The 7,574-nt window shown below is 41.3% G+C and carries 5 protein-coding genes; 4 read left to right on the forward strand and 1 reads right to left on the reverse strand.

The window, feature by feature from the left end; genetic code table 11:
- The 4 genes from G4P69_RS34305 to G4P69_RS34320 form a co-directional block, all read left to right on the forward strand.
- The coding region (locus tag G4P69_RS34305; protein WP_208354389.1) for a DUF3370 domain-containing protein at positions 1 to 1,016 on the forward strand (1,016 nt) is incomplete at its 5' end.
- A gap of 323 nt (positions 1,017 to 1,339) precedes the next feature.
- Positions 1,340 to 1,513 (forward strand): hypothetical protein, encoded by a 174-nt coding sequence (locus G4P69_RS34310; protein WP_208341632.1) that lies wholly within the window; start codon positions 1,340 to 1,342, stop codon positions 1,511 to 1,513.
- Complete coding sequence (locus G4P69_RS34315) at positions 1,510 to 3,585, forward strand: AAA family ATPase (protein WP_208341633.1); 2,076 nt, start codon at positions 1,510 to 1,512, stop codon at positions 3,583 to 3,585. The genes G4P69_RS34310 and G4P69_RS34315 overlap by 4 nt, the downstream gene beginning before the upstream one ends.
- A 232-nt stretch (positions 3,586 to 3,817) precedes the next feature.
- Complete coding sequence (locus G4P69_RS34320) at positions 3,818 to 6,634, forward strand: ATP-binding protein (protein WP_208341634.1); 2,817 nt, start codon at positions 3,818 to 3,820, stop codon at positions 6,632 to 6,634.
- Positions 6,635 to 6,810: 176 nt separating this feature from the next.
- On the opposite strand, the gene G4P69_RS34325 is transcribed toward G4P69_RS34320, so the two are convergent.
- On the reverse strand, positions 6,811 to 7,574 hold a 764-nt coding region (locus tag G4P69_RS34325; protein WP_208354390.1), incomplete at its 5' end, for a glycosyltransferase family 4 protein.

Below are 7,574 nucleotides of genomic sequence, written 5' to 3' on the forward strand. Positions count from 1 at the left end.
TAGATGTATTACAAGCTGCTAGTTATGTGAGTCAGCCTGATGCACCCTTTATTAATTTGCCTTCAATGCAGGACAATCTTTTGGGAAATATTTATGCTGGACCTGGCGATCGCGTTATGAATGAGGTGTTGAGGGGTAAACGACAACAAGAATGGTCTCCACAGTTAGTAATTCCACCTAAACAAAGTCGGATGTTAATGAATCATCCAATTCCAGTACGTCCCTTAAATCCACCGTTGAACGGTCGTTCTACATTGTTTCGCCTGTATAGTAATGGTTTAGTTTATGTGGCAAATCTTGCTATGTTTGCTAAGCCGAACCAGGATGGTAGTGAACGCCCACCTACTTTAGAAGAATGGCAGAATCTGCTGGAAAATGGTGATTTTGCTGGACCACGTGAACCCGCTCCAAGTCCTCCTGAGAACCCGACTGGACCAGAAATTTATGGTAGAGTCGCAGGGGTTGCTCAAGGATCTCGGTGGCGATCGCTCCTCACGGATCCACATAGTCTTTACCTCGCGATTCCTCAAACGGGGAAAGCTTTCTCCTATGGTCTTAGTACCCTTCTGGCGGGTAAAATGGGAACGCAACAAAACCAAAGTGCAAAGCTATTGGTGCGCTACCCTGGGACTGCTTACCAAGCTCATGGCAACTATGGTATTGAATATAACCTTGTTTTGCCACTGATTAATAACACCGGTACATCTCAGACTGTCAATGTCCTGCTGCATACACCTATTAAAGAAGACAATCTAACCAAACCAGGACTGCGGTTTTTACAACCACCTGATCCATCTGTCTTTTTTAGAGGAACTGTTCGTATTCGTTACAACGACGATAATAATCTTCCCAAAACCAAATACTGGCATTTATCGCAGCAGCGTGGGCAATTAGCAGAACCTCTAATTCAATTAAAAATCTCTCCTAATCAGCAGAGGTTGGTCACAGTCGATTTCCTCTACCCACCCGACGCAACACCACCGCAAATGTTAACTATTGAAACTTTAAGGGGATAGGGCATGGGGCATAGGGCATGGGGTATAGGTAATAGATATCTCCAGAAATGGGTGTAGGGGCGTACCCTTTGGGAACGTGTAGCGTAAGGCTTTCGCTATTTCAACAGACACATAAAGTTATGCACGCACGGCTTTACAAAATTGGCTCCTTAATTTCAACTGTGACCACTACCCAATGCCCCATGCCCTATGCCCAATGCCCAATGCCCCATGCCCTATGCCCTATGCCCAATGCCCCATGCCCCATTTTGATAATGGTGCCTTTACGGATGATTAAAAGAGGAAAGAAATGTAAAATATAAAAAACACTTTTGTTGAGGAAGATGAGCAAGGAAATTCACATTGATGATGTTCATGAGCCGATTACAACTGCTTCTGCTGAGGTGCGGCAAATAATTGAACGAGTATGGCAGCTGGAAAAAAGTAGAATAGATAAGAAAATTAATAGCCATATCAATGATGATATTTTGACAATTGTGAAGGAAGCTGTTCGATGAAACTGGCTTCTATTAAGCTTTGTAACTTTCGATCTTTTTATGGCAAAACACCCGAAATAATCCTCGCAGGAGGAGAGACTCGCAATACAACGATTATTCACGGCAATAACGGTTCAGGAAAAACTAGTCTGTTGAATGCGTTTACTTGGGTGTTGTATGAGAAGTTTAGTGCAGCTTTTGCATCAACTGAGCAGTTAGTTAATAAGCGTGCAATAGCTGAAGCAAAAATTGGTCAACCGGTGGAGTGTTGGGTAGAGGTAGAGTGGGAACATGACGGTAAACGCTACAACGTAAAACGATTGTGTCGCGGTTATAAAAATCAAACTGACTTCAGTCTTGGTAAGACAGAATTACGAATGCAGGTAGCTGGGGATGATGGACGGTGGTATTTTCCACCCCAGCAGCCAGAAGAAGTGATTGGGCAAATTTTACCAGCTAGTTTACATCAATATTTCTTTTTTGACGGTGAGCGGATTGAAGAGATAGTTCGTTCTGATAAAAAAGCAGAAATTGCTGAAGCTACAAAGATTTTTTTGGGTGTAGAGGTTATTAACCGTTCTATTAAACATCTGGGAGAAGCGAAAAAAACTCTAGAAAATGAGTTAAAAGCCATTGGTGACTCGGAAATTAAACAGCTTTTAAGAAACCAGGAAAAGATAGAACGAGAGATTGAGCGCATCACCAAGCGACAAGACGAAATAAAACAAGAGTTAGAATATCAAGAAACTTTTAAAAAAGAGACCAGTAATCATTTACGAGAGTTGAGTGCTGCTAAGGAATTGGCAGAAAAACGACAAGACTTACAAAAGCAAAAAGCATCAAATCAAGAAACTTTGAGAGATAGTCGGGAAGCAATAAAAAAAGCAATTTCTGCACGAGGTTATACAGTATTACTGTCCGAGACAACAGAAAATTTCCGGATGCTCATCAACGATTTGAAGCAGCGAGGTAAGTTAAAATCTGGTATTTCACGAGAATTCATTAATGACTTACTTAACTCGCAATGCTGTATTTGTGGTACAGACTTACGCGAGGGAAGTCATTCACACGAAAATGTAAAAAAACTGTTAAATAAAGCAGGTTCTTCAGCAGTGGAAGAGACAGCTATCCGCATGGCTGCTCAAGTTGATGAGATTGATAAGCAAGCAGTCGGCTTTTGGGAAGAGGTTGATCGAGAACAAGCAAGAATTAATCAAGTCAGGCAATCAATATTTCAAATTGAAAATGATCTAGATAATATTGAGGATCGCTTGCGTAAAGATGCTAATGAAGAAATTAGCAACTTACAGAAGCGTTTGGATGAAATAGAAGAAAAAATTAAACAATTAATGCTAGAACAAGGGGCAACTCAGCAACAAATTTTTAACTTTAAAACTGAGTTGGAAGGGTTAAGTAAACAAATTGCTAAGCAGAAACTAAATGAAGAAAAACAAGCACTAGCGCAACGACGCATTGCTGCAACTCAAGATGCTATCGAGCGGTTTATGAGCGTAAGAGAGTTGCAAGAAAAGCAGTTTCGCTTACAACTAGAAAAGCGGATACAGGAGATATTTAGCGAAGTTTCATTTACGCCATATGTTCCTAAAATTAGTGATAAATATGAATTAACATTAGTGGAAAACACTTCTGGTTTAGAAATGCCAGTTGCAGCATCTACAGGAGAAAACCAAATTCTCAGTTTATCTTTTATCGCTAGCATTATTGATCGAGTAGGGGAATGGAGTGAAAAAAGAAAAATGCTTTTGGTTCCCGACAGTAGCACTTTCCCAATTGTTATGGATTCGCCATTTGGCAGCTTAGATGAAATTTCTCGACGGCAAATTGCTAAGATAATACCTAAATTGGCAAATCAGTTAATCGTGTTAGTTACTAAAACTCAATGGCGCGGTGAAGTAGAAGAAGAAATGACAAACAGGATTGGTAAGGAATATGTGCTGATTTACTATTCTTCTAAGCCCGATTGCGAACAAGATTATATAGAGTTGGGTGGTGAGCGATATCCTTTGGTTAGGCAAAGTCCAAATGAGTTTGAGTATACTGAGATTGTTGAAGTAAACCGCGAGAGGAACTAACTGGCGCTAAGGTAGCTTTAGCCGATCTCAGGAACTTCACCCGTAAGCGCCACCCATAGTTTTATCTTAAGCTTTGTGGATCAAAGGGCTTCCCTGCCAGTATGATAGCTTGATATCCACCTGTTTGTGCTACAATCTTTTCTTAAATTTATGGGGTTGCTATTCGCATCTCTAGACTGGGAACCCTAAGAGATATAACTCGCTAAGTTATTTTAGGATTAATGGTTTAATCATGCCCAGTCACGAAACTCCGCTTCTAAACCAGTTATACCCAAGCTTAACAAGGAGTCTGAGTGCTGCTGAAACTTGGGGTTTCGGTTTGACAGGTCATATTTTATGGATAACAGTAATACCAGCAATTCATGCAGCACTGGGTTCACGAGCTATTTTTGTGTGGATACCTGCTGTTGCTTTGGGAATGCTGCTTAACTATCAGGTAAAGCGATTGGGATACTACTTTATCAATGTGGCAGGAGGGACTCCCAATTATGCTAGCAAACTATTACAGCGTTACCCGACATTAGCACAATATGCCGCGCTTGGATATTTTTTTAGCTGGGTTTCTGTACTACCAGTCAATGCGATCGTGCTTACGGACTTGATTACGGTAAATATGGAAGCGCTAGGTATAGCCTGTCCGAAACAACCGTTGGAAATTGGCTTTACATTGCTTCCATTTATATTAGCTTTTAGTGGGACGCGCAGCCTTAGTATCCTGCACCTGTTTTTCGTGATACCTGCGTTTGGTTTATTGCTGATTTTTTCTGGACAGGGACTGTGCTGGTTAGCTTTATCTCCTGCTAGTCCCGGTTTTTTTCCTGATCATTTGTTACCTCTAGGCTTGATAGATTGGGCAAAGTGGTTTCTTTTTGTCACCTTCGCAACGTACGCCTGTGAAACAGCTTCTGCTTTTGTTGCTGATAGCCGACGTCCTGAAAAGACTCTCAATTTTTTAGGGATTGCAGCATGGTTAATGATACCGGTTTATTTAGGTGGATCTTGGGTTGTGATGCGTTTAGCCAGAGTTGCAGATCTTCAGGACAGTACTTTTTTGAACTTGCTAGCAGCTTCTAAACCTTTTTGGGGAGGATCTGCTGAACTCATCGTTACTTTCTTACTTACAGCTTCTTGCTTGCTAGCATCTGCAACAGTTGTTAGTAATTGTCCTCGGATTATCTATCAACTAGCGCAAGATAAGCAACTATCTCCTGTATTCGGTGTGGTATCTCGACGAGGCGTATTCGGAGCAGCACTCACCTTAACGCTGGTAATTAGTCTTATTTGCCTGATTTGGCGAAATGTACCTGAGATTATAGTGGTTGGTAACACCAGTTGGTTTATTTCCATCATGGCAGTACATCTAGGACTTTGGTTACAGCGTTCTCAATCGGAGGTTCTGCTTCCTCGGATTTCCCTTGGGATTTTTTTGCTGGAAGTTTTAGTTCTGGTGGTAGGTGGACTGGCTTGGGGTTGGCAAGATTTTTTCATTGGGTTGCTGATTCCTATTGGGATTATGGGGATAGATAAGACAATTCGTCACATTCGCTTTCCTTTTTTTCGTCCCCGTTGGTGGATGCAGCGCTATCATTCACGTCCTTTGGTTAGCATCACAGACTCGTTAATACTTCAAGTTAGTACCTTGATTGTTCTGCTTTGCAGTGCTGTTTGGGTGGGATGGTTATTTGGGCTGAAACTCGATCGTGGTAATGTGGCAATTCCATTGGGTGCTGTCTCAAAACAAGAGAGTTTGTTCCTAGTGTTGCTGATAACGGTAGCATTTGTTGGGGTTGGGATAGCTTGCTGGACAACTTTACCCCAAGTTGTTGCAATGGCAGAAGCACGAGAATCTGCTGAACACTTGTTTATGGTTGCTCAAGATGCGATCGTTGTGGTGGATCACAGTGGCGTTCTTCAACAGGTAAACCCAGCGACTCATTCTCTGTTTGGACTTAACTCATCACAAATGCTGGGATATCCTTTAACTAAATGGCTACCAGGATTGATTGGCTATCCTCATCACTGGAAAAAGCGCAGCGAACAAACCCTCAACTGCAACAACCAAGTTAAAACTTTTGAGGTTTCTGTTTCTGATATTCCTCACCAAGATTTCCAAGAATATGTTGTCATTTTGCATGATATTACCAAGCGGAAACACGCACAGGAGATATTGCAAGAGTCAGAAGCAGAGTTACGGAAAAGGTCACAGCAACTAGCTGCACAATTAGTACAAAGTGAAAAAATGTCTAGCTTAGGTCAGATGGTAGCTGGACTAGCACACGAAATCAACAACCCAATCAGTTTTATTCAATGTAACCTTGAACCTGCTCATGAATATACTCAAGATTTAATTAGGCTATTACAACTTTATGAAAAACATTATCCTAACCCGGCAACAGAAATTCAAGCAGAGAGAGAAGCTGTAGATGTTGATTTTTTAGTGACTGATTTACCAAAGTTAGTGCAATCAATGTCTGTTGGTACGGAAAGAATTACAAAAATCGTGCTATCCCTGCGCAATTTCTCTCGTTTGGATGAGGCGGAAATGAAAGCGGTGGATATTCATGAAGGAATCGATAGCACGCTAATGATTTTGCAGCATCGCCTGAACGCTTCCGGTATTCGTCCAGCTATTGAAGTGATCAAAGAGTATGGCAATCTACCACAGGTGGAATGCTATGCTGGACAGCTTAACCAGGTTTTTATGAATATTCTCGCTAATGCGATCGATGCGTTGGACGAGGCAATGAAGAATCGAGAAGAAAACGCAAGCTCTTATACTCCACAAATACGTATTTATACTGCAATTACAGAGAAAAATCAGGTGATAATTCGGTTTGCTGATAATGGTCAAGGTATTCCAGAAAGTCTGAAAAAACGTTTGTTTGACCCGTTTTTTACTACGAAGCCTGTAGGTAAAGGTACAGGCTTAGGTTTATCTATTAGTTACCAAATTATTACACAAAAGCATCAAGGAACTCTGGAGTGTATTTCTTCTGTTGGAAAAGGTGCAGAATTTGCGATCTCTATTCCTCTTAATCAAAACGGTTAGCTTAGGTAAACCGCTATGGAGTATTAAAACTCTCAACTTCGTAAGCTGATTGCCCGGTAGAGCAGTTCGACCCATAGCTGAAAAGCGCTAACCAGAAAGCTATTAAGGGTAAAAAGTTAGTGTAAACTTAAGCCCCAGTATCTCTGTGTCTTTATACGGAAGATAGGCTCAAAATATCAGTATAAACTTTTTTTCGTAGCTAGAATTTCGTTTCTTTCATCAATTACGGACCCAGCACCGTCCGTCAACCGGTTTTGTGATTCTGCTATATGGTTAGCAATCACTTGCTGATAAACTTTTATCATGTAATCAACTTTAACTTCCCAATCAAAAAACTGTATTACTTTATTTTGTCCTACTTTTCCCATAGCTTCACGTTCTTCAGGCGATCGCGCTAACTTTAGCATTGCATTTGCCAAATTTTCGATAAATATTTCTCTCGACAAAGGCTCTACGAGAATTCCACAGGAGGCATCGAGATAATCTGCTGGACCTCCCCAGTTGGTAGCAATCACCGGAAGTCCCTTTGCCATGGCTTCAAGCACCACTGCACCACCACACTCCAGTAGACTGGGTAAAACTAGGACATCAGACTGCTCTAGCTGAGATGAACACTCTTCCTGAGAGAGCCAGCCTAAAAAACATACCTTGCCGGGCTGATAGACCTCAGTGCCTAAGAGGTCTAGCTCTTGAGCCTGTTGCTCTAGGTTCCTCCGTTCCACGCCGTCACCAATAATGGTTAAGGTAACAGAAGCTTGTGAGGATACATGTTTGAAAGCTAATAATAGCAAATCAACTGCTTTCCAGTTTATAAGTCTGCCCACAAATATGTAACGTGTTATTGATGATTGTGCTTTTCTAGTAGAGGTACAAGATTTCCAGACAGATAAATCTACACCATTTTCTACCAGTTCAATAACTTGTTTACAGACACCTTGAG

Source organism: Aetokthonos hydrillicola CCALA 1050 (assembly GCF_017591665.1).
Taxonomy (GTDB): Bacteria; Cyanobacteriota; Cyanobacteriia; order Cyanobacteriales; family Nostocaceae; genus Aetokthonos; species Aetokthonos hydrillicola.

Coding starts and splice junctions, on each gene's coding strand:
- G4P69_RS34310 (WP_208341632.1), top strand. CDS start 1,340: ATGAGCAAGGAAATTCACATTGATGATGTTCATGAGCCGATTACAACT.
- G4P69_RS34315 (WP_208341633.1), top strand. CDS start 1,510: ATGAAACTGGCTTCTATTAAGCTTTGTAACTTTCGATCTTTTTATGGC.
- G4P69_RS34320 (WP_208341634.1), top strand. CDS start 3,818: ATGCCCAGTCACGAAACTCCGCTTCTAAACCAGTTATACCCAAGCTTA.